This window comes from Duganella sp. Leaf126 (assembly GCF_001423125.1).
Classification (GTDB): Bacteria; Pseudomonadota; Gammaproteobacteria; order Burkholderiales; family Burkholderiaceae_D; genus Rugamonas.
Window position 1 is genome coordinate 1 of the sequence record NZ_LMNW01000034.1, and the last position, 21,442, is coordinate 21,442.

Genomic DNA, 21,442 nt, shown 5'->3' on the forward strand with positions numbered 1-21,442 from the left:
GGGCGCTTTCTTCGATCTGGGTGATGGCTTCGCTGGCGTCCATCTGGCTGCCGGTGGCGCTGCCGCGGGCGTTGGTCGTGAGCAGCAGGCCTTTGCCGGCGCGCAGGGCAACGCTGTGTTCGGTTTTCAGTTCGGCGCCGAAGCCGGCTGTTTGCAGGCGCTGGTTGTCGCTYTGGTGGCGCAGGTGRCCCAGGTTSAGCTCGGCCGTGCCCTGGTGGGCGGTGGCGTGGCGTTGCAGCGCCAGGCGCGACTGGCCGGGGCTGTCGTCGAACACCAGCTGGCTGTAGGCGCCGCTGCCGCCCTGGCTGGCCTGCATGGCCTGGGTCTTGATGCCTGACAGCGCGGCCGGGTGGGCATGGSCGCCGGCTTCGCCGGGGAACCAGGCCGGGGCGTTGCCGGTGGCCGCGCCGGCGCCGCCGCTGACCTGGTTGTGCTGGGCGTCGGCCTGGCCGCGGCCGTTGTAGACGSTGCCCARCACCACGGGGCGGTCAATATTACCTTCCAGRAAATCGATCAGCACTTCCTGGCCGACGCGGGGCAGGGCGTTGCTGCCCCAGTTGGCGCCGGCGATCGGCGCCATCGGCGTGGCCACGCGTACCCAGGTGCCGGCGCGATCGTCGCCGGGGTGGCTTTGCGCGCCGCGCTGCCAGTGGAACTGCACCTTGATGCGGTGGTCGCGGTCGGTGTGGATCGGCGTGTCCGCCGGTCCCACCACGATCGCGGTCTGCTGGCCGTGGATGGTCGGACGCGGGTGCAGCAGGCGGCCATGGGCGTCGGCACCGCTGCTGCGGTAGGGGATGTTATTGCGAATGGCGTCGATGCGGTTGCGGTAGAGCGGCCGCTGGCCTATTTGCTTGCCCACCGCGTGCAGACTGGTGTTTTCCTCCAGTTCCAGCACGGCATCGAGCATACCCTGGCCCAGGCGCTGCATCAGCCCCGCCTTCATGTCGGCGCTCAGGTTGTTGTGCATCAGGTGCACCACGCGCACGACCAGGAGGCTGCGCTCGTCGTCGCTGGCGGCCAGGTCGAACTGGGCCTGGCCGGTCAGCGCAAACGTGGTGCCGGGCGCCAGCGTACGCACGGTGCCGGCGCCGACGTACACTTCGCGCGCTGCGTCGAGCGCCTGCAGTTGGTTGTCGGCGATGCGCTGGCCTTGCTCGCGCGACGGGTAGGCATAGGCGCCCGGGTGGTCGCGGCTGAGCAGCGGCATCGGCGCGCCGTCACCGCCGGCGCCGGTGGCCGAGGCGGTCACGGTCCGGGTGTCGAGTGCGCGGTAGTCCCAGCTGCCCAGTTCGATGGCATTGGTTTGCAGGCGCAGCTCGGCACGCCAGCGGTCCATGCTGTCCTGTTGCATGGTCGCGCCTGGCTGGGTGTAAGCGATGGTAGCCTGCGCGTTTGGTTTGAAGCTGCCGTTATGGTCGGCAATCACCATCGTGTGGCTGCCGAGCCCGGGGCTGGCGCTGTCGCCGCTGTGCTCGAAATAGTGGAACAGGCCTTCCTCGTGCATCAGTCTTTCGGCGAAGGCCAGGTCGCTTTCCTGGTACTGGGTGGTGATGCTGCGTTTCGGATAACTGGCCCGGTCGAGGATGTCGAAGCGCCAGGCCGGTGCCAGTTTGCCTTGCCCCTGGTAGGCGGCGAAGACGGTGTCGAGGATGTCGAACACCGTCACGTCCTGGAAGATGCGGCTGTCGCGGCCGGTGGCCAGGAAGGCGGTCCATGGCGCGATGGTCAGGTTGTAGCGGGCGAAGCCGCCGTTGGCGCCAGCCATTTCCACTGCCGTCACATGACCGTGAAAGGGGCGCAGCTGCTCGCGGCTGGCGGCTGTCATCAGTTCGATCAGGACCGGCTGGCCGATCAGCGCCTTGAGCGCGATGTCGGCATCGAGCGAAAGCGCGGCCACCTTGAAACTGAAACCGCTGCTGAGACCTTCTTCGCCGCGCACGCATTCGGCCAGCAGCTTGTCCGGGCCGAGCGGAGTGTGCAGCTGAATGATCCGGTTGGTCTGGGCGTAGCCGGCAAACAGCGATCCGGGATCGCCTGACAGGGTAAAAGGCGTTGTTTGCGACATCGATAAAGTACTCCGGTGTGACAACCGCTGGCGCAATGCGGTCCTGGCGATAGAATCCAGGCAACATTACACCCTAGAAAATAGTCGCTGACAAGAGCGATTCGATTGACGCCAGCCAGGCCCGCGCGCGGTTGGAGCGGGCCTATCTGGCCAATCCTGCCGACAAGGTTGCCGCCAGCACGCTGGGCGTGTAGGGCTTGCGCACGAACTGCACGGGCAGGTTGCCGAGCCGCTCCGGCTCGCCGATGAAGCCGCTGGTCAGGATCACCGGCAGGGCCGGGTGGCGCGCGAGGATCTGTTTTGCCATTTCCACGCCGTCGATCGAACCGGGCATGCGCACGTCGGAAAAGACCAGGTCTATCTGGTCCAGCGGACTTAGCATGGCTTGGTCGGCGTCGTGGGCGATGCAGACCCGGCAGCCGAGCGACGCCAGCATTTCAGTCGCATATTCGGCCACGAAGATATCGTCTTCCACGCACAGCACCTTGAGCCCGGCCAGCGCTTCCGGCGCCACTCTGGCTTCGTCGGAGGCCGCCGTCGGGCCCGTCGCATCGGTAGCTGCGCTGGCCGGCAGCACGATGCAGACCGTGGTACCTTCGGGCGAACTGCGCAGGTAGGCGGCGCCGCGGCTCTGGTGGGCATAGCCGTACACCTGCGACAGCCCGAGCCCGGTACCCTTGCCCAGCGGCTTGGTGGTATAAAACGGCTCAAATGCCTGGCGGGCGACGGCCGGCGACATGCCGTGGCCGGTGTCGCGCAGGGCGATCTGCACGAAGCGCCCCTTGAGCGCTTCGAGCTCGGGAAAATCGTTGTCGGGCAACTCCAGGTTCGCGATTGACAGGGTGACCGCGCCGCCGGCGACCATGGCGTCGCGCGCATTGACCACCAGGTTCAGGATGGCGATTTCGAGCTGGGCCAGGTCGGTTTGCACCAGCCATGGCGTCTGCGCGACCTCCACCTTCAGCGTCATGTCGCGTCCGAGCGAATGGCGCAGCAGGTCGGCCATCGACAGCAGGTGCTCGTCGAGCCGCACGTCGCTCAGCTGCATCGGCTGGCGGCGCGAGAACGACAGCAGCTGCTGCGTCAGCCGCGCGCCCTGGTCGGCCGCGCGCAGGATGCTGTCGACCGGCTTATTCAGTGCCGGCATATCCTTGCCCAGCATCCGGACCAGGTGGCTGGCGCCCACGATCACCTGCAGCAGGTTGTTGAAGTCATGGGCCACGCCGCCGGTCAGGCGACCCAGCGATTCGAGGCGGCGCGCTTCCAGCAGCGAGGTTTCCACCTGGCGCCGCTCGCGGATCTCGCGGGCCAGCTCGACGGTGCGCTCGTCGACACGCTGTTCCAGTTCGGCAGCGTGCGCGCTCAGCTGCGCCAGCTGGTCGCGGACCTGGTATTGCAGCTGGCGGTTGGAATGGGCCGAGACCAGCGCCAGCATCAGCGCTTCGCGGCGCAGCGGCCGGGTGATCAGCGTCACATTGCCGAGCCGTTCGATGACGGTGACGGCGCCGCCGGGCAGCAGGGCGTTGCCATCGGCCAGTGCCAGAATGGGCAGGTTCGACCACAGCGGCTGGCGCTGCAGCTGCTGCACCAGCTTGTCTGCGGAGCAGCGCGTCAGGCCTTCTTCGGTGGCAATCGCCAGCCAGGCTTCCTCGTTGAGGGCGGCCGTAAAATCGGCGCACGTCGTGCAGATCAGCGGCTGCAGGTGCAGCAGCTTGAGCAGCGTTGCCAGGATGTCGGCATCGCGGCCGACGGGCGCGAAGATGGCGACATGCATATCAGCGGCTGCTCCCCGACATCAGCATCCGCTCCGCTCCGATCGCTTCGTCGCTGATCACGAAACCATCCTCCACCAGCTGGAATTGCCGGATATCGAGGCTGTGCTGGCTGTGACGCTTCTTCAGCACCGAGATGGCCTTGCCGATCGCTCCGCCTTTTTCCGTGTAGCTGAGCGAGATGATGTTGTCGGTGATGAGCGACAGCGCATCCGGCTCGCGGGTGGTGTCGAGCGGGGCAGAATGGGCGCCCACGATAATCAGGATCACGCCCATGTTCGACAAGTAGGAAAACAACTCGTTCATCTGCAGCAGCAGCGAACGCTCTTCGCGGATCAGGTCGAGGTAGGAATTGATGCTGTCAATGATCACCACGCGCACATTGTCGTCTTCGACCCGGCGCCGCACGCGCCAGATGAAGGCGCCGCCCGAAATGCGCGAAGGATTGATGCGGGTGATCAGCAGACCTTTCGGCGTGCCTTGATCGTCGCTGACGCCGAAACGTTCGATCATCCGCGAACGCAGTGTGATCTCGGCTTCATCGAGGGCAAAGTATGCAGCCTTGTCGCCGCCCTTGACTGCCGCCAGCGCGTATTGCAGCGCGACCGTGGTCTTGCCGACGCCGGTCGGACCGATGATCATGGTGGACGTGCCGTCCACCAGCCCTCCGCCGGCCAGCTGGTCCAACGACGGTACGCCGCTGTCGAGCGTGCGCGGCTTGTAGTCGCGGTGGTGTTCTTCGGCGATCAGGCTGGGGAATACATAGACATCGTCTTTTTCGATCGCAAAATCATGGCTGCCGCTCTGGTAGTCGGCTCCGCGCAGCTTGACGATCTTCAGCACCCGCCGCGCTGCGCCGTACGACCGCTCCTTCTGTTCGAGCGTGATGGCGCCATGCACCGCGCTCTGCAGCTCGAATTCGTGGTTCAGCGAGGTCAGGTCGTCGAGCAGCATCACGGTGGCGCCCACCTGCGTGAGGCGGTCGCGCAGCGCGATGATCTGGCGGCGGTAATGGGAGCTGTCGCGTGCCAGCAGGCGCACCTCGGCCATCGAATCGACGACGATCAGTTCCGCCTTGCTCGCTTCCACGCGCTTGGCAATGGTGTCGACCAGCCGCGACAACTCTGCGTCGCTTGGCAGCATGATGGTCTGCTCCTCGTACTCGTGCGGCGCGATCAGGTCGGGTTCATAGATCTCCACCCCGTCAAGGCTCCAGCCATGGCTGGCCGCCGTGTCCTGCAGTTCGCGCGCCGATTCCGACAGGGTGACATACAGGCAGGAAGCGCCGCGCGCGGCGCCGGCGATCAGGAAGCGCATCCCGATCGTGGTCTTGCCGGCGCCGGGCCGGCCTTCGAGCAGGTGCAGCCGGCCGGGCAGCAATCCGCCGCGTAACACAGCATCGAGTTCTTGCACACCGGTGGGGATTCGGGAATTCACGGTATTTACACTTTCAAGTTTGCATTATTTCATCATACCCACTTTAGCGGCGAAGCCGCGTTCGTTCCGAGAGGAAACGCACAGAACGCGAGGTTCGGCGTCCTGCCGTAGACATGGTGGAACGCCCGCCGGTCAGTGGGCGACGGGGTCGCGCCTGACTATAATGGCGTCTTGCCACCTGCCATGCCATTTCCGAAAGAGCAATCACCATGTTTGAGATCAGCCAGCTGCGCTGTTTTGTCGCCGTCGCGGAAGAGCTGCATTTCAGCCGGGCAGCCCTGCGTTTGAACATGACGCAGCCGCCCCTGAGCCGGCAGATCCAGCTGCTCGAACACAGCGTCGGGGCGCAGTTGCTCGACCGCAGCAGCCGCGTGGTGCGGCTGACCGCAGCGGGCAAGGCGTTTTTGCCGGAGGCGGCGCGCATCCTGCGCCTGTCGGAAGAGGCGGGACTGATGGCGCGCCGGGTGGCCAAGGGCGAGCAGGGCAGCCTGGCGATCGGCTTCACGTCCGCCTCCGGCTACACCCTGCTGCCGGAAGTGGTGCGCCGCCTGCGCCAGCGCACGCCCAGCATTGCGCTGACCCTGAAGGAACTGGTCAGTACGGCCCAGGTGGAGGCGCTCAATGCCGGTCAGCTCGATCTGGGGCTGATGCGCGCGCACACGGTGCAGAGCGAGCTGCTCAGCCTTCCGATCAGGACCGAGGGGCTGTTGCTGGCGGTGCCGCAGGCCGAAGCCGACAGCTGGCCGCAGCAACCCACGCTGGCCTGCCTGCACCAGCGGCATTTCATCATGTATTCACCGTACGAGGCGCGGCCGTTCTACCAGATGCTGAGCGCCCGTTTCGAGCAGGAGGGCGTGGCGCCGGACGTGGTCGAGCATATCGGCCAGGTCCACACGATGCTGGCGCTGGTCAGCGCCGGCCTGGGCGCAGCGCTGGTGTCGGAATCGTGCGCCAGGCTGCAGTTCGACGGCATCGTGTTTCGCCGCATGCAGACCGAACCGGTCAGCACGGTCTGCACGTTCCGGCGCGATAACGACAATCCCATCCTGCAGATGTTCATCCGCGATATCCTGCCGACCTTCGAGGCCGGCAGCGCCTGACGCTTCAGCGGACCAGGCAGGGCCGCTTGTTGTCGAACTGCCAGCCCGGTACCAGGAATTGCATGGCGGCGGCATCGTCGCGGGCGCCAAGGCCCATGTTCCTGTAGGCCTGGTGGGCCTTTTCCAGTTCCGCTTCGTCGAGTTCGATGCCCAGGCCCGGCCTGGCCGGAAGATGTACCATGCCGCCTTCGATCTTCAGCGGTTCGCGCGTGAGCCGCTGGCCGTCCTGCCAGATCCAGTGGGTGTCGATGGCGGTGACCTTGCCCGGCGCCGCCGCGCCGACATGGGTGAACATGGCCAGCGAGATGTCGAAGTGGTTGTTCGAATGCGAGCCCCAGGTCAGGCCGAACATCTGGCACAGCTGGGCCACCCGTACCGAGCCCTGCATGGTCCAGAAATGCGGATCGGCCAGCGGAATGTCGACCGACTGCAGCGCGATCGAGTGGGCCATCTGGCGCCAGTCGGTGGCGATCATGTTGGTGGCGGTCGGCAGGCCGGTGGCGCGGCGGAACTCGGCCAGCACTTCGCGGCCCGAGTAGCCGTTCTCGGCGCCGCACGGATCTTCGGCGTAGGCCAGGATGCCGTGCTTGTCGCGGCAGACGCGGATCGCCTCGTCAAGCGACCAGGCGCCGTTCGGGTCAAGCGTAATGCGCGCCTCGGGAAAGCGCTCGTGCATGGCAATGATGGCGTCCATCTCGGCATCGGCCGACAGTACGCCGCCCTTCAGTTTGAAGTCGTTGAAGCCATAACGTTCGCGCGCCGCCTCGCACAGGCGCACCACCGCTTCCGGTGTCAGCGCCTCTTCGTTGCGCAGGCGGAACCAGTCGTTGTCGGCCCCGGGTTCGCTGCGGTAGGCCAGGGTGGTCTTGTTGCGGTCGCCCACGTAAAACAGGTAGCCCAGCATTTCGACCGCCTGGCGCTGCACGCCTTCGCCCAGCAGCGCGGCCACCGGCACGTTCATGAACTGGCCCAGCAGGTCGAGCAGCGCCGATTCCACCGCCGTCAGGGCGTGGATGGTGGTGCGCAGGTCGAAGGTTTGCAGGCCGCGGCCGCCGGCATCGCGGTCGGCAAAGGCCTTGCGCATCTGGTTCAGGATGCCGTTATAGTCGCCCAGGGTCTTGCCGACGATGAAGACGCGGGCGTCTTCGATGGTCTGGCGGATCTTTTCGCCGCCCGGCACTTCGCCGAGGCCGGTATTGCCGGCGCTGTCGGTCAGGATCACGATGTTGCGCGTGAACCATGGGCCATGGGCGCCGCTGAGGTTGAGCAGCATGCTGTCCTGGCCGGCAACGGGCACCACGCGCAGGTCGGTCACGGCGGGGGCATGGGAAACGGTGTTGGTGTTCATATCATCCTCGGGTAGTCTGGAAGGGAAATCAGGGGCAGCGACTTGACCAGTGTAACGCGCCGGATGTCGCCCACCGGCAGCAGGTAGCCCACGATGGCCAGTGCGGCATTGCCGCCCGCGTCGTGCTGGGGCGCGCGGGGCCAGGACCTGCCGCGGTGCTCGATGTCGTCATGGTCTCCGTTATGACAGTGCGATGCTGCAACGATGATAGACGCACATCCATGCCTGCGCAAATTAAACACTGGATGCATCGATTCATTATTTGAATGGATGCGTGGCTGCGTTCGCCATGCTGTCGCCCTGCAGCGTAGTCTGCCTCTGACACAGTCCCAAGCATTTACGGCCGGTCTTGGCGTTCCCGGATTGATACCATCTTTTTAACATTTTTGGGTATCCGGAGCGCCGTTCAGTACTTCGCCACCCTACGTCCGCAGCTGTGCCCAGGGGCCGGCCTCGCTCAACGGCGACGCGACCGTGCGCCCGGGTGTCCGGCAATCTCAGGGAGAGCATCATGCAAACCGTCGTCGTCTTCTGTCATCTGCGCTGGGATTTCGTGTACCAGCGGCCCCAGCACCTGCTGACACGGCTGGCCCGGCACTACAGGATATTGTTTGTCGAGGAGCCGGTGTTCGATGCTGCCGGGCCGCGTCTGCACACCTATGAGCCGGCGGCCAATATCACCGTGTGCCAGCCGCACACGCCGCTGCTGGCGGTGGGCTTCCACGATGACCAGATACCGGTGCTGCAGGCGCTGCTGGGCACGCTGGTGCCCGATGGTGCAGAGCCGATCGTCTGGTTTTATACGCCGATGGCGCTGCCGCTCCTGGCCGGCCTGCGCCCGGCACTGGTCGTGTACGACTGCATGGATGAACTGTCTGCATTCAGGAATCCGCCGCGCCAGCTGCTGCAGCGCGAGAGCGCCTTGCTGGTCATGGCCGACCTGGTGTTTACGGGCGGACCCAGCCTGTACGAGGCCAAGCGTCCGCGGCACCCCGATGTCCATTGTTTCCCGAGCAGCGTCGATACCGCGCATTTCGCCCGCGCGCTCGACCGCAGCAACAGCCATCCGCTGCAGGCAGGCATCCCGCACCCGCGCCTCGGGTTCTACGGCGTGATCGACGAGCGCTTCGATATCGCGCTGATTGCCGCCATGGCCGACGCCCACCCGCACTGGCAGCTGGTGCTGGTCGGACCGGTGGTCAAGATCGCGCCAGCCGACCTGCCGCAACGCCCCAACATCCACTACCTGGGCCAGCAGGCCTACCAGGCCTTGCCGCAGCTGCTGGCCGGCTGGGACGTCTGCCTGCTGCCGTTCGCCCTCAACGCAGCGACCCGCTTCATCAGCCCGACCAAGGTGCTCGAATACATGGCCGCCGAACTGCCCATCGTCAGTACCGCCATCACCGACGTGGCCGAGCCCTACGGCGACATCGTCGCCATCGGGCACGATCACCGGCAGTTCATCGCCCGCTGCGAGGCGGCCCTGCAGCTGGCGCCGGAAGGCCACATCGAAATGGCCGCCCACATGCGGGGCGTGGTGGCGCGCACGGCGTGGGACGAGACGGTGGACCGGATGCGCGCGCTGATCGACCGCCGGGCCAGGGCGGACGACACCGCCGGCAGTGCCGCCCCGCGCGTGGCGGAGCCGGACGGCGGCAACCGCGACCCCGCCAACGTCAAGCTGCTGCCCGCCCGCGCCCAGGTGCGCGGTGGACGCGGCGCCCGTTTGACGGCGACGCCCTGATTCGGCGCGGCAGCGGCGCCTGCATGGCGGTCGGCATGATGACGCTGCGCGCGACGGCGGCAGGAGCAAGAGCGGCCGTGCCCGGACCGGGAACGCGCGGTAAATTAGCGTGGAGCAGCCCCTTTGTTGCCAGGCGCGGCCTGCGCGCGGCCGAACAGGAAGCTGAAGCCGGTGGCAAATTTTGCCTGCGGGTCGGCGACCTTGCCATACGCATGGCAGGCCATGCAGCTGCGCTGGGCCGCATTTTGCGCCTGGGTGACCTGCATATAGGTCTCGATCACCGGGTTGAGCAGCTGCTGCGTATTGGGCGGGCCGGCCGGCGTCGTCAGCGACAGCGGCGCGTTCTGCGGCTTGGGCGGCGTAGCGGAATACGCACCACGTGGCCACTGTGTATTGATCAGCTTGTAATACTGCCAGGGCGCCTTGGCCGCGCCCGCGCCGATCAGGCCCTGCGCATACTTTGTCACCGCTGCCGCGTCGCTGTCGTCGGGCCAGACCTGCGTCACCTGGGTGACGGCCGGCACCTGCTTGCCGTTGACCTTGACGGGGGTGTTGGACACGGCATTCGACGCAGGATTGTAGAAGCTGTAAGTGATTGCAGGCTGGGCCTGGTTGGCGAGCGGTGCGTTGTCCACCTGCGCGAAGGTCGCCCACAGGCCCGCACTATTGCCCTGCGTATCGGAACCGCCACCTGCAAACACGTGCAGCCCGACCAGGCCAACGGTCTGGACACTGCCCTTGCCGCCGGGCGGGATCACGTAGGCGCTGGTGGTGAAGAAGCGCCCGCTGCTGGTCTCGGCGCCAGACAGGATTTTCCAGGCCGCCTTGATCTCGAACGAACCGACCGGCGGCGCGATCGCCCTGGTCGCTGCATAGGCGGACTGGGATTTCAGTTCGTACAGGCGGTTGCCGACGATGTAGTCGTACAGCGTCTTGTTCAGCGCGACCTCGTAGTACACGGGATTGGTCTTCTGGTCGTACAGCACCAGGCCGTCGACCTGCTCGAGGTCCTGCAGCCGGGCCTGCCGGTCGGTAAACTTGACCACGTGACGCAACACGCGCAGCTTGCCGGAGCGAACTTGCGCTGCAACGGCAGGCGGGACATCGGCACCGACCGCCGCCTGGCCCCACGGCGCCGGCTGCTGCCCGTTCGGCAGGAAAACCTGGTCGGGCGAGATAAAGGTCTGCCACACCGTGGGCTGCGGCGCGCCGAACGGCGCCTGCTGGTCCGGCACGCCTGCCTGACCAGCCCTGGCCGGCCAGTTAAGGTAGAAAAAGTTCTGCCAACTATTGCAGGAAGCAATGCGATTGATGAAGCCGCCATTGCTGTCCGGTGGCGAGGCGGTGTGCGGCGCCAGCGTCAGCAAGTTCTGCTGAAGTTCACTCATGCACACGTTTGCCGGACCGGCACTGCCGGTCTGGGCCATGCACGGCATCACGCACGCCGCGCCCAGCAAGGTACCGAGCGCCACCCGTAGATCATTTGCATTCATGCGACAGCCTCCGAGAGTAGGGGTAGGGGACAAAGACGTCCAGTCATGTTGACTCCAGGAACCTTAGCACGGTGAAATGCGACAGAAATGCGCACTCTGTCACAGCGCACACCACACTTGTCGAAATGCACAGCTTTTGCGGAAGCGTTATGATCGCGGTCAATCCGACTACACCCCGTCGTCAGCCATCGTTGCCAGGAGAGCCAACCGACATGTCCACCCCCAATCCGCGCCGCGGCTCCATGCTGCTGCTGTTACCGATCGCCGCGATCGTCGCCGTGCTTGCCGCGCTGTTTGCGTGGGTCGGCGGCTGGTTCGGCAACCACCAGCTGACACCCCAGAAAATGATGGATTTCGCCCAGGCGTCGGGCAAGCAGCAGCCCGGGTTCCGGCGTGCGCACAGCAAGGGCGTGTGCTTTGCCGGTACCTTTGCGGCCGCTCCCGGTGCAGCCACGCTGTCGAAGGCGCGCGCCTTCTCGCAGCCATCGATTCCCGTGATCGGCCGTTTCTCGGCGTCGTCCAACAACCCCTACACGCCCGACGGCGCCTCGCCGGTACGCGGCATGGCGGTGCAGCTGAAGACCAATGACGGCCAGGAATGGCGTATCGCGATGAACAGCTTCCCGTTTTTCGCCGCGTCCACGCCGCAGGCCTTCCAGGCCATGAACGAGGCGGGCAAGCCCGACCCGGCCACCGGCAAGCCCGATCCGGAAAAAATGAAAGCCTTGCTGGCCGCCCATCCCGAAATCGCCGCCTTCATGGCGTGGGCCAAGTCCGCGCCCAAGTCCGACAGCCTGGGCAACACCCGCTTCAATGGCGTCAACGCCTTCCGCCTGACCAATGCCCAGGGCGAGCAGCGCATGGTGCGCTGGTCGATGCGTCCGCGTCTGCCGGTCGTCGCCCTCACGCCCGAGCAGCTGAAGACGGCCGATCCCGATTTCCTGATGAAGGACCTGGACCGGCGCCTGGCGAACGGTCCGCTGGTGTGGGACCTGGTGGCGCAGATCGCCGCACCGGGCGACCCGGTCACCGACCCGTCCAAGGCCTGGCCCGATTCGCGGCCCGAAGCGACGATCGGCACGCTGACCATGGTGCATGCCGAACCGCAGGCCACCGGTCCCTGCCGCGACCTCAATTTCGATCCGTTGATATTGCCTGATGGCATAGCGGGTAGCGACGATCCCGTGCTGCGCGCGCGCTCGGCCGCGTACTCGGTCTCGTTCAACCGTCGCGAGCGCGAAATCGCCGAAGGCAAGTCCGCCTATCCTGTCAACCCGCACGGGAGCGCCCGATGAACCGTCCACGTCACTTCAATCTGCTCGCCCGCGTGCTGCACTGGTCGATGGCGCTGGCCATCCTGGCGATGCTGTTCGTTGGCGCCGGCATGGTCGTCTCGCTGCAATACCGCGCGTCGCTGCTGGACCTGCACCGCCCGCTCGGCATCGCCATCCTGCTGCTGGCGATCGTGCGACTGGTCAATCGCCTGACCCGGCCCACGCCGCCACTGCCGGCCGATTTGCCGGCCATCCAGAAATTCGCGGCCCATGCCTCGCACTGGCTGCTGTATGCGCTGATGCTGGCCATGCCGCTGATCGGCTGGGCCATGCTGTCGGCCGGCGGTTATCCGATTCCGCTGTTCGGCAGCGTGCACCTGCCAGCCATCCTGCCGCACAGCCCCGAGGTGTACGGCATGCTGCGTCCGCTGCACACGGTGCTGGCCTACGTGCTGTTCGCTACCATCCTGGCCCACCTCGGCGCGGCGCTGTTCCACGCCTGGGTGCGGCGTGACGCGGTATTCGGCCAGATGGCGCGCGGCGACGGCCAGTAGGCCGCCGTCGGCTCAGGCTGCCGGTCGCAGCAAATTCGACTGTGCGGCCAGCAGCGCCGAGACCTGGTCGGGGCGCGACGGGCGCGCGAACAGATAACCCTGCACCTGGTCGCAACCGTTATTCTTCAGGAAGTCGAGCTGGGCCTGGGTTTCGACACCTTCCGCGATCACGCGCAGCGTCAGTTCGTGCGCCAGCGCGATGATGGCGCGGGCGATGGCCTGGTCTTCGGGGTTGCCAGCCAGGTCGGCGACAAACGATTTGTCGAGCTTGAGCGTGGTAATCGGGAACGATTTGAGCGACGACAGGCTCGAATAGCCGGTGCCGAAGTCGTCGATCGACATCGACAGCCCCATCTGCTGCAACGCGCGCATGGTGGACACTGCCTTGTCGAGGTCGCGCATGATCAGGCTCTCGGTGATTTCCAGCTCCAGCAGGGCCGGCGTCAGGCCGCTGCGCTCGAGCGCTGCGGCGATATCGTGCAGCAGCGTGGCATCGTCGAACTGGCGCGCCGAGACATTGACCGACATCACCAGCGGCGGCAAGCCCATCTGCTGCCAGGCCGCGCTCTGGGCGCACGCCGTGTCCAGCACCCAGCGGCCGATATCGAGGATGATGCCGGTTTCCTCGGCCAGCGGAATGAACTCGGCCGGCGAGACGGCGCCGCGCGTCGGGTGCTGCCAGCGTACCAGCGCTTCCACGCCGAACAGGGCGCCGGTGCGGATATCGAATTTCGGCTGGTACACCACCTGCAACTGTTGCGTATCCACCGCCGCCCGCAGGCTTTCGACCAGCGCCAGTTTGTCTTCCGCGTGCGCATGCATGGCTTCCGAATACAGCCGGCATTGGTTCTTGCCCGCGTTCTTGGCGCTGTACATGGCGACGTCGGCGCGGGTGAGCAGGGCGCCGGCGCTTGCGCCATGCTGCGGATAGACGGCCGTGCCGGTGCTGCAGCTAATGCGGATCGCGTGGCCGTCGACCTCGACCGCCTGGCGTACCGCTGCCGTCAGCTGGCCGAGCATGGCCAGGCACTGGTCGAGTTCGTCGTGCCGGGCCGGCATCACGATCACGAATTCGTCGCCGCCGAAACGCCCGAGGGTATCCTGGGCGCGCAGGTAGCTCAGCATGCGCGCGGCGATGGCCGACAGCACGGCGTCGCCGGCGCCGTGTCCGAGGCCGTCGTTGATCATCTTGAAATCGTCGAAGTCGATGAACGATACCAGCACCAGGTCGCCGCGTTGGCCGGCCGCGGCCTCGGCCACTGCCGCCTCCAGCCGCGCCTGCAGCAGCGCGCGGTTGGGCAAGCCGGTCAGGGCGTCGTGCTGGGCCATGTGCAGGATTTTTGCTTCGGCCGCCTTGCGCTCGCTGACATCGCGCACGATCGCGACCACGCCGCCTTCCACTCCCACCAGCTGCTCATGGAACCACTCGCCCCGGAAGCGGGCCACCGTGTTCCTGATCTCCCGTTCGTGCACGCCGCCCTGCGTGGCCGCGCGCACCAGCTTGTCGAACACGCCGTTGTCCATCGTCTCCGGCAGCACGCCGAGCAGCAGGGCGTTGTGCAGTGCGTGCCGGCTGGCGCCGGTCATGAACTCGGCCTGGCGGTTGGCTGCGGCGATGCGGAAGTCGACGATGGTGTTGGTCTGGTCGTACACGCTGTGGAACACGAAGAACGCATCCTGGTTGCTCTCGGAGGCCGCTTCGTAGGTTTGCTGGGCCATGCGGATGCTGCGCCGGGTCTTTGCGCCCTGGCGGTTCCAGCCCCAGAACGCGGCGGCCACGGCCAGCACGGCCAGCGACGCCCCGGCCGCCTGCCACAGGTGGGCGCGGCGGCGCGCCGCGAAGCCGCTCATCTGCTCGGCCTTGCCGAGACCGGCCGTGGCGGACAGGTGCACGCGGCCGATGCGGTGCACGGCCGTGTAGCGCTCGACGCCGTCGCCCATCGCGGCCAGCGATGTGTTGTCGCCGATCCGCAGCGCCAGGATGGTGCCGTCTTCGCCCGACAGCGCCAGCATGCCGTCGCGGCCCAGGCGCGACAGCTCGTAGCTGCTGGTGAAATACCCGGCATCGACGGTCAGCATGGCAACGCCGGCGAAATGGCCGGCGCTGTCGGTCAGGCGCTTGGTAAAGCGCACCGAGGCGGGGCGCTGTCCGCCGTCGTGGATGGCGCCGACCATGACCCGGTCCGACGGGTCGGCGCGGTGCCGCAGGAAAAATGGCTGCGCCGCCAGCGACGTCAGCGCTGCTGGCGCCACCGCTGACGGGTAGGTATCGACCAGGCGGCCGTCGCTGTCGATGACGCTGACGGCAAACACGATGGCTGGCGGCAGCAGGTCTTCGTTACGCATCGCCTCCAGGGCGTTGGCGGTGCCGTTGACCCGCACCGCATAGTTGACCGTCTTGAGGGTTTGTTCGATGCCGCCGACATTGCGCGCAATTTGCGCCTCGTAGGTGTCGACCAGGTCGGCCAGCGACGCCTGCACCGCGCGCACGGTAGTGTCGCGTTCGATATTGATGAAGTGCCAGGTCGCGCCCCAGATCGCCAGCAGCAGCGCCACCGTCAACAGCGGCAGCGGCAGGCCGGACCAGAACCGCCACTCGGTGCGCTGGCCCAGCAGCTCGAGGCTGGCGTTGCCTACCTTCATCGTTGGCATCTTATTTTCCTACCGTCAGAACGACCTGGACGCTGTCGTCCAGCGCAGCGCTGTCGATGTAGCCGATCAGCGTCGGGTTGGCGGCCACCAGGCGCCGCATCGCGGCACTGCTGGCCATTTCGCGCGGCGGCAGGCCACGCCCGGTGAACACCATCTTGGTCCAGTAGGCGCGCACCAGCGCCGGCGACATGGCGCTGACCTTGCTGTAAAAGTGCTCGCGCAGCGGCGAGTCGATCGACAGGTCGAGCGGCATCACGCTGTCGCCGTTGGGGAAGCGCTCGGTTTGCGCGAGGAAAATATCGGACACCTGGCTGGCGCTCAGCTGCAGCGGCGGGCGCTTGGCCGAGACGATGACCACCAGTTCGGCTGCCGCATCGGCGCAGGTGAAGGTGATGGCCAGCGCCAGCGCGGCCAGGCATGCTTGCAGAGACGGAAAAGACCGTTGACGGAGTTTCATGTCGCCGTCCTCAGAAAACGAAGTCGAGCATCGCGCTCACCACGTGCACCGGGTCGGCGGTCCGGAAACCCGGTTGCACATTGATCAGCGAGCCATTGCTCTGGCCTTCAGGGCGCAGGCGGTCGTACTGGACTTTCAGGCTGTAATCGCGCGCGACATCCCAGCGCACGCCGGCGCTGACCGTGTGCTGGACGGTGATCGTGCGCAGCAAGCCGTTCAGTTCCGCGTTCAGGCCGCTCGCGAGCGGCGCCAGCGCGGCCGGGTAGGACGACACCGGCAAGCCCGGGTCGGACAAGGCCTGGTGCGAGCGTGCGCCGGAATAGGTGACGTACGGGGTGAACGCCCGCCAGCGGTAGCCGCTGCTCAGGTAGTACACCGATTTGTTGCCGAGGTAGGAGCGCGTGTTGAGGCGCCCGGTTTCACCCATCAGGAACCAGGAGCCGGGATCGTAGGTAAACCCGATCGCCGCCACCGAGGTGCGGGTGGCGGCCACGTCGTAGCGGTGCGCCAGCGCCGTACCGGGAGCGCCGAACTGGCTGAAGGCATCGAACAGCGGCTTGGCGATATCGACCGTCAGCGCAGCAGTCATTACGCTGGCGCGCACGGTCAGGTTATTCGTGGTAGTGGTATTGGACACGCCGACCAGCTGGCGGGCAGTGGCGTGCGAACCGTTGCCCGTGCGCACCTGGGTGCGGCCGAACGAACCCTGGCTGACATTCTTGACGCCGCCTGCGCGCCAGCTGTAGCTGACATCGACGCCGTCGCTGTTGGAGATCGGCAGTCCGCCATAGACCTCGATCGGCGGGCGTACCCAGGGCAGCGCGTAGCTGGCCTTGCGATAATCGCCGAGCAAAAATATCGGCAGCGCGGTGCGGCCGATCCTGACGCTGAGCTCGGGCGAGATCCGGTAGCGCAGGTTGGCCCATTCCACCTTGGGCACGAAGTCGTTATCGAGGTTGCGTTCGGAAATCACCTGCAGCACGGCCGACCAGTCCGCGCCCGATTCGTAGTTGACCTGGCCGGCCAGCCGGCTGTCGACGTCGTAACTGTAGCGTTTGGTGTAACCGGCGCGGCCGGGGTTGATGACGTTCGATGAAAAATCCGACTGCCGGTCGCTGGAGTGGACGACGCCGGCGCTGCCATAGCCGGCGAAGCTCCAGTGCTGGCCGGGCATGTCGTCGGCCGCCTGGGCGGCGGCGCCGGCGGCGTGGGCGCCCGCCAGCAGCGTGGCGAGGCGCAACAGTCGAATCAGAGAGGGTGGGTGGCTGGCCATGATTTGATGCATTTTTGCAATAACTATTGTCTTGCATTCTAGCATCGGTTTGCGCCTAGGGTGTGTCCGATTGGAAATGTCGCTCGACATACGCCTGGTGACCGGGCAGCTTGGCAACCGTGTCGCCGATGCCGGTGCGGATGTCCGCGAGGAAGGCGGCCAGCTCGGTTGCGCCCATGACGTCGGCGGTGGGGTGGTGGGCGCAGGGCATCAGGCCCTGGCCCAGCATCACCTGCACCCACGAGTTTTCTGAAAATAGCTCGTTTTGGTGGCGGAATACCTGGCCGGCGCCGCCGAACAGGTCGATCCGGTGCTGGAGTGCGTCGGGCACGGCCATGTCGCGGGCCGCGCGCCAGTAGGGCGTGTCGTCGCGCTCGGTCACCTTGTAGTGGAGGATGATGAAATCGCGGATGGTGCGGATGTCCTCGGCGGCCTGGCTGTTGAATTCCTCTACCATGGCCGGCCGGATGCCGGCGCCGGGGAACAGTTGCAGCAGGCGCACGATGGTGCGCTGGATCAGGTGGATGCTGGTCGATTCGATCGGTTCCAGGAAGCCGGACGCCAGCCCCAGGCCGATCACGTTGCCGGCCCACACCTGGCGCCGCTGGCCCGGGGTGAAGCGGATCACGCGCGGTTCGGTCAGCACCTCGCCCTCGAGATTGGCCAGCAGCGCCGCGCGCGCTGTGGCGTCGTCGGCATAGCGGCTGGCATAGACGATGCCGTTGCCGGTGCGGTGCTGGAGCGGGATGCGCCATTGCCAGCCCCAGTCGTGGGCGATGGCGCGCGTGTACGGCACGGCCGGGCCGACCGACGCGGTCTGGACGGCGATGGCGCTGTCGTTGAACAGCCACTGCGACCAGTCGTCGTACGGCACGCCCATGGTCTGCCCCAGCAGCAGCGAGCGGAAACCCGTGCAGTCGAGGAACAGGTCGGCTTCGAGCCGGCGCCCCGAATCGAGCGCCAGCGCGGCCACGTCGCCGCTGGCCGGATCGCGCTCGACCGCGGCGATCTTGCCTTCGACCCGTTCGATGCCGAAGTGCTCGGCATAACGGCGCAGATAGCGCGCGTAGCGCCCGGCGTCGAGATGGTAGGCATACACGAGGCCGTCGTCGGGCAGGTGGCCGAAGCGCAGCGCCCGCGCCGCTTGATGTTCGAGGCTGTAATCGCCATAGTCGCCGGCAACGCCGGCTGCGCGGCCCTTGTGCCAGAAATGGTGGAAGCCGGCCGTCCAGTGATCGGTGCCGGTGGCGCCGAATGCATGCATATAGTGCTGGCCGCGTGCGCGCCAGTGCTCGAAGCTGATGCCGAGCTTGAAGGTGGCCGAGGTGGCCTTCATGAAGGCGCGCTCGTCGATATCGATCAGCCGGTGGAATTGCGCCAGGCTGGGGATGGTGGCCTCGCCGACGCCCACGGTGCCGATGTCGTCGGACTCGACCAGCGTGATGTCGAGCACCTTGCCCAGGGTGCGGGTGAGGGCGGCGGCGGCCATCCAGCCGGCGGTGCCGCCGCCGGCGATGACGACCCGGCGTACCGGGCGCAGTGATTGTGACATGTCTCGGAATCCTCTCTGCGTGGAGATGGTTGTTATCGTGATGGCAAGCCGGATTCTACACGCAGCATTGCACGGCGTCAGCATCGCCGTCCGCCCCGCGATCGCCCGGCCAGTGCGCAGGCACGTTACATGTTAGAAAGCCGACGTGTAATCGTGACAAGCCGTGGTACCGTGTGTTTTTTTACACGGAGCGGATGACATGACGATCGGCAAACCAGTGCGCCTCCAGGGTCCCCAGGGGCACCACGCCCCGGCCGCTGGCGCCAGCGGGCTCGGGGCCGACGGCGAACCGGATGGCAGCAGCGCTGATACGCTGGGCACCCCCGGCATCGAGCACTGGCAGGCGACCTACGTCAGCAAGGATGGCCTGGAGCAACGCGGCAATGTCTTCTTTGCCGCCATCGAGATGACGCGCATGCCGATGATCATCACCAATCCGCGCCGGCCCGACAATCCCATCGTGTTTGCCAACAGCGCCTTCGTCGAACTGACCGGCTACCCGCAGTCCGCGCTGCTTGGGCGTAACTGCCGCTTCCTGCAGGGACCCGACACCGATCCCGGGACGGTGGCCGAGATCGGCCGCGCCATCCGCGCGCAGCGCGCGGTTGCGGTCGATATCCTCAATTACAAGGCCGACGGCACGCCGTTCTGGAACGGCCTCTACCTCGGCCCCGTGTTCGACAGCGACGGCAGGCTGCTGTACTACTTTGCCTCGCAGCTCGATATCACCGAAAAAACCAGGCAGCTGCAGTCGTCGCTGCAGTCGCAGAAAATGGAGGCGATCGGCGCCCTGACGGCCGGACTGGCGCACGATTTCAACAATCTGCTGCACGTGGTCAGCGGCAACCTGGAACTGGCCACGCGCCAGCTGCACGGCGCCGAGGTGGCGATCGAAGCGCTCGCACGCAGCCGCAGCGCGCTCGACAAGGCGACCCGTCTGACCCAGCAACTGCTGACGTTCGCACGCAAGCAGCACCTGCAGCCGCGCCTGGAATCGCTGAACCAGATCGTCCTGGCATTGACCGACATGCTGGCGCCCACGCTGACGCCGGCGGTCAGCCTGCGACTGGACCTGGCGCCCGGTCTGCCCCAGTGCCGGGTCGATGCCGACCACCTGCAGACCGCCTTGCTCAACCTGGTCAAGAACGCGCGCGAAGCGCTGGCCGACGGGGGCACGATCACGGTGTCCACCCGCCTGCTGCGGTCCGATCCTGGGTCGGCGCCGGCAGAGGAGCGCGAGCAGGCTGCTGCCGACACCGCGCTGCGCTACGTGGAATTGGCGATCCGCGATGACGGACCCGGCATGACGGACGACATCATGCGCCGCGCGACCGAACCGTTCTTCACCACCAAGGGCCCGGGCACCGGTCTCGGCCTGGCAATGGTGCACGGCTTTGCCGAGCAATCGCAGGGCAAGCTGCTGATCGCCAGCACGGTCGGCAACGGCACGACCATCACGCTGCGCTTCCCGGCAGTTGCGGCGGACTATGCCGACGGCGCAGGCGCCCGCAGCGGCCACGATGGCGCTGCCGCCGGGGCCGACAGGCGCAGGGAAGAAGGTGATTAGGATCGCAGCCAGCGCAGCAGCAACGCACGCAGCGAGGCGCGCGCGGAGGCGGGGCGCCGGCAACGTGACGACGAGCGCAGCGCGGAAAGCAGCGAGGAGAGCAGCGAGGAAAGCAGCGAGGAGAGCAGCGAGCCCGGAGGAAAGCAGCGCAGCGTGCAACGCGGTGACCAGGGCAGCGACGAGGCCAGCGAGCCCGGCGGAAAGCAGCGGAAAGTGCAACGCGGTGACCAGGGCGAAGACACGGACAGCGACCAGCACAGCAACGCGGGCAGTGACCAGTGCAGCGACGCGTCTAATGACTTGGGCAGCGACGCGGACAGCGACCAGCGTAGCGACGCGAGCAGTGACCAGTACAGCGATGCAGCCAGCGACCAGCGCAGCGACGCGAGCAGTGACCAGTACAGCGATGCAGCCAGCGACCAGCGCAGCGACGCGAGCAGTGACCAGTACGGCGACGCGGCCGGCGACCAGCGGCTCGACGCGAGCAGTGACCGGCGCAGCAACGCGATCAGGGACGCGCGCAGCGGCGGGGACGGAAATGACCCTGGCCGGCAGCGCCGCGAAGATGGCAACCACGGACGTGACCACGTTGGTGGCAACCAGGCCGGTTCCGAACATAGCCGCTGGCGCGCCAAGCGCATTCTGATCGTCGATGACAACCCCGAGATCCTGCTCGTCACCACCGAGTTCCTGGCGGCGCAAGGCTACACGGTGGAGGTTGCGTCCAGCGGCGAGCAGGCGCTGGAACTACTGGCGGCGGGACGGCCGATCGACCTGCTGTTCACCGACATCGTGATGCCAGACGGAATGAACGGCATCGACCTGGCGCGCGCGGTCGCGCGTCGCTACCCGCACATAAAGCTGCTGGCGGCAAGCGGATACATGGACCAGTTGCCGCCGCAGCAAGCCGGGTTGGTGCTCGAAATCATCCCCAAGCCGTTCCGCTTCGACATGCTTGAGGAAAAGGTCAGGCGGCTGGTGCAGTAACGGTGCAGTAGATGCCGGCTTCACTTATGCAAGTCGCACCATTGCCAAAATGGCGAATATTATTGCATTTTAGAACGTTATTAAGTATGATAACCGTGTGGCGCGGAAAGCCGTGCCACGCTGTTCCGCCTGCTCCAAAAGCCGAGCTTGCGTTGTAGTTTCTC

General features: G+C 66.4%; 15 protein-coding genes. 6 read left to right on the forward strand and 9 right to left on the reverse strand.

Annotated elements, in window-relative coordinates; all coding sequences use genetic code 11:
* The 3 genes from ASF61_RS19270 to ASF61_RS19280 all read right to left on the reverse strand — a co-directional run.
* The coding region (locus tag ASF61_RS19270; protein ID WP_056159729.1) for a type VI secretion system Vgr family protein at nucleotides 1–2,068 on the reverse strand (2,068 nt) is incomplete at its 3' end.
* A 142-nt stretch (nucleotides 2,069–2,210) separates the two neighbouring features.
* The gene (locus ASF61_RS19275; RefSeq protein ID WP_056159732.1) at nucleotides 2,211–3,842 is read right to left on the reverse strand and encodes an ATP-binding protein; all 1,632 of its coding nucleotides are present in this window, start codon (nucleotides 3,840–3,842) and stop codon (nucleotides 2,211–2,213) included.
* Nucleotide 3,843: 1 nt separating this feature from the next.
* A complete protein-coding gene (locus ASF61_RS19280; protein ID WP_082491826.1) occupies nucleotides 3,844–5,277 on the reverse strand; it encodes an ATPase domain-containing protein in 1,434 nt (477 codons plus the stop codon).
* A 209-nt stretch (nucleotides 5,278–5,486) separates the two neighbouring features.
* Between ASF61_RS19280 and ASF61_RS19285 the strand changes: the two genes are divergently transcribed.
* A complete protein-coding gene (locus ASF61_RS19285) occupies nucleotides 5,487–6,377 on the forward strand; it encodes a LysR substrate-binding domain-containing protein (protein ID WP_056159739.1) in 891 nt (296 codons plus the stop codon).
* Between the two features lie 4 nt (nucleotides 6,378–6,381).
* Here the strand turns inward: ASF61_RS19285 and gudD are convergent, their stop codons facing one another.
* The gene (gene gudD, locus ASF61_RS19290; protein ID WP_056159742.1) at nucleotides 6,382–7,725 is read right to left on the reverse strand and encodes a glucarate dehydratase; all 1,344 of its coding nucleotides are present in this window, start codon (nucleotides 7,723–7,725) and stop codon (nucleotides 6,382–6,384) included.
* Between the two features lie 511 nt (nucleotides 7,726–8,236).
* Between gudD and ASF61_RS19300 the strand changes: the two genes are divergently transcribed.
* Nucleotides 8,237–9,469: a glycosyltransferase gene (locus ASF61_RS19300; protein WP_082491827.1), complete on the forward strand. Its 1,233-nt coding sequence runs from the start codon at nucleotides 8,237–8,239 to the stop codon at nucleotides 9,467–9,469.
* 104 nt (nucleotides 9,470–9,573) lie between these two features.
* On the opposite strand, the gene ASF61_RS19305 is transcribed toward ASF61_RS19300, so the two are convergent.
* Complete coding sequence (locus ASF61_RS19305; RefSeq protein ID WP_156369650.1) at nucleotides 9,574–10,962, reverse strand: hypothetical protein; 1,389 nt, start codon at nucleotides 10,960–10,962, stop codon at nucleotides 9,574–9,576.
* A 212-nt stretch (nucleotides 10,963–11,174) separates the two neighbouring features.
* Here ASF61_RS19305 and ASF61_RS19310 point away from each other — a divergent pair, with 212 nt between their 5' ends.
* Together ASF61_RS19310 and ASF61_RS19315 are read left to right on the forward strand one after the other, a co-directional pair.
* Nucleotides 11,175–12,257, forward strand: coding sequence for a catalase family peroxidase (locus tag ASF61_RS19310; RefSeq protein ID WP_056159750.1), 1,083 nt, complete (start codon nucleotides 11,175–11,177; stop codon nucleotides 12,255–12,257).
* Nucleotides 12,254–12,790, forward strand: coding sequence for a cytochrome b (locus ASF61_RS19315; protein WP_056159753.1), 537 nt, complete (start codon nucleotides 12,254–12,256; stop codon nucleotides 12,788–12,790). Before ASF61_RS19310 ends, ASF61_RS19315 begins: the two co-directional genes overlap by 4 nt.
* Before the next feature lie 12 nt (nucleotides 12,791–12,802).
* Here ASF61_RS19315 and ASF61_RS19320 read toward each other — a convergent pair whose 3' ends face one another.
* From ASF61_RS19320 to ASF61_RS19335, 4 genes are read right to left on the reverse strand one after another with little or no spacing between them, the layout of a single operon-like run.
* A complete protein-coding gene (locus tag ASF61_RS19320; RefSeq protein ID WP_056159757.1) occupies nucleotides 12,803–15,442 on the reverse strand; it encodes an EAL domain-containing protein in 2,640 nt (879 codons plus the stop codon).
* Between the two features lies 1 nt (nucleotide 15,443).
* Entirely contained in the window at nucleotides 15,444–15,899 is a 456-nt protein-coding gene (locus ASF61_RS19325) for a hypothetical protein (protein WP_056159759.1), read from the reverse strand.
* A gap of 10 nt (nucleotides 15,900–15,909) precedes the next feature.
* Nucleotides 15,910–17,172: a hypothetical protein gene (locus tag ASF61_RS19330; RefSeq protein ID WP_229205935.1), complete on the reverse strand. Its 1,263-nt coding sequence runs from the start codon at nucleotides 17,170–17,172 to the stop codon at nucleotides 15,910–15,912.
* Nucleotides 17,173–17,227: 55 nt separating this feature from the next.
* On the reverse strand, nucleotides 17,228–18,724 hold the full coding sequence (locus ASF61_RS19335) for a tryptophan halogenase family protein (protein WP_056159763.1): 1,497 nt from the start codon (nucleotides 18,722–18,724) through the stop codon (nucleotides 17,228–17,230).
* A 199-nt stretch (nucleotides 18,725–18,923) separates the two neighbouring features.
* Between ASF61_RS19335 and ASF61_RS24425 the strand changes: the two genes are divergently transcribed.
* Together ASF61_RS24425 and ASF61_RS19345 are read left to right on the forward strand one after the other, a co-directional pair.
* Nucleotides 18,924–20,291 carry an ATP-binding protein gene (locus ASF61_RS24425; RefSeq protein WP_082491828.1) on the forward strand — a complete coding sequence of 456 codons (1,368 nt, stop codon included), beginning with the start codon at nucleotides 18,924–18,926 and terminating at the stop codon, nucleotides 20,289–20,291.
* Between the two features lie 153 nt (nucleotides 20,292–20,444).
* Complete coding sequence (locus ASF61_RS19345; RefSeq protein WP_056159766.1) at nucleotides 20,445–21,278, forward strand: response regulator; 834 nt, start codon at nucleotides 20,445–20,447, stop codon at nucleotides 21,276–21,278.
* Nucleotides 21,279–21,442: the final 164 nt, after the last annotated feature.